General features: G+C 57.0%; 1 protein-coding gene. It reads right to left on the bottom strand.

The annotated features are described in order from the left end of the window. Nucleotides 1-65 precede the first annotated feature (65 nt). Nucleotides 66-323: hypothetical protein (locus HX884_RS26865; RefSeq protein WP_079267275.1), on the bottom strand; the 258-nt coding region annotated here is incomplete at its 5' end.

Raw genomic sequence — 323 nt, 5'->3', positions numbered from 1 at the left:
GCACAACAGCCATTACGCCCAATCAACTGGTGCAGTCGTCTTCTGAAAATGACATTTGGTATCTCTCATAAACGGATGTTTTTGAGAGAACTATCTTCGGCCTTCACACGCACGAAAGGCGGCGAAGCTCCGCCGTTAATCCGTCCGCCGGAGATCTCGCCCAGGCAGGCTGAAGGCCGAGCAAGCCTGACAGGCCCGAAAAGCCCGGCACGGGCGTCGGCGGCGATGACGGCGGCGGCATTATCCAGGGTTGATGATGGAAGTGGAGGATATCGACAACCTCTCGCGCAACCAAGACATCGCGGTCGGACTGCAAGTGATCT

Source organism: Enterobacter sp. SECR19-1250 (assembly GCF_013391025.1).
Lineage (GTDB): Bacteria > Pseudomonadota > Gammaproteobacteria > Enterobacterales > Enterobacteriaceae > Enterobacter > Enterobacter cloacae.
This window is presented reverse-complemented; position numbering and strand designations above follow the sequence as displayed.